The sequence below is a fragment of the Paenibacillus sp. AR247 genome (genome assembly GCF_002968895.1).
GTDB lineage: Bacteria > Bacillota > Bacilli > Paenibacillales > Paenibacillaceae > Paenibacillus_AQ > Paenibacillus_AQ favisporus.
Genome location: NZ_PCZT01000026.1, coordinates 120,649 through 121,734, shown reverse-complemented (window position 1 = coordinate 121,734; position 1,086 = coordinate 120,649). Strand labels below are relative to the sequence as shown.

Below are 1,086 nucleotides of genomic sequence, written 5' to 3'. Positions count from 1 at the left end.
CTTGCAGTCATCTCAAGCGTTCTGCTTCGCTGAATAAGCTAAAAAATTCAGTCAACCTTAAAGGGCTGTCTCGCCGGCAGAGTCATTGTGCCGGAAGACAGCCCTTTTTTCCTAGATAAAAGCTTATTTCGGTATGATACATATAAATGCATGTTCAAAAAGGTCGGTTTTCAGCACCGAGAAGATTGGATGAAGCTAGGGGCTGAGGAGCAAAGCGTACGTAGTGGGTACGTGAGCACCGGAAGACCCGGCTGAATTCAAGATTCGATGCCGAATCAGCTTCCCGATTTACTTCGTGATCAAAAGAGGACTTTTTGAACAACCTCTAGAAGACCCTATTTCTTCAAGCGCCGGTTGCTGATCCACAGCGGAATGCGGAACAGCAGGTTCATCAGGAGGACGACGATGACCAGCACCGCGGCGGACTTATCGGCGATTTGGCGGGCATCCTCCACGATCGCTTCCGATTGCACGTACCAGAGGTGTACAGCCAGCGTCTCACCCGGTGAGAACAGATTGAAGTCCCACATCTCCCCGGAGGTGCTGAGCCCAGCGGTCAGCAGGATGACGGCCGATTCTCCGAAGGCCCGGCCCGCCACGAGGCAGATGCCCGTCACAATTCCTTGCATGGCCATCGGGATAACGACGGTCCGGATGCATTGGAATTTGGTCATCCCGAGGGCATAGGATGCGTTCTTTACGTCATTTTGCACCGCGCGCACCGCTTCCTCCGTCACCCGGGCCAGCATCGGCAGGTTGAGGAAAGCCAGGGAAACCGCTCCACCGAGAATCGTCAAGCCAATTTGAAAATACTCGGCAAAAATGGCCAAGCCCAGCATTCCGAATACGATCGACGGAACGGAGGAGAGGCTCTCGACGCAAATCCGCAGCACCTCTGTAAATTTATTCGGCGGGGCGTACTCCGCCATATAGATCCCTGCTCCGACCCCAATCGGAACGGAAATGAGCAGCGACAGAATCAAAATATAAAACGAGTTGAACAGCACCGGCCCGATACCGCCGCCGGGGTCCATGTCCTCGGGCAGCTTCATCAAAAACTCGAGGCTCAGCCCGGGCAGCCCTTTG

The 1,086-nt window shown here is 54.2% G+C and carries 1 protein-coding gene; it reads right to left on the bottom strand.

All coding sequences use genetic code 11. The annotated features are described in order from the left end of the window. Positions 1 to 335 precede the first annotated feature (335 nt). Positions 336 to 1,086 (bottom strand): phosphate ABC transporter permease PstA (gene pstA, locus CPT76_RS34790; protein WP_105446139.1); only part of this gene is annotated, 751 nt, incomplete at its 5' end.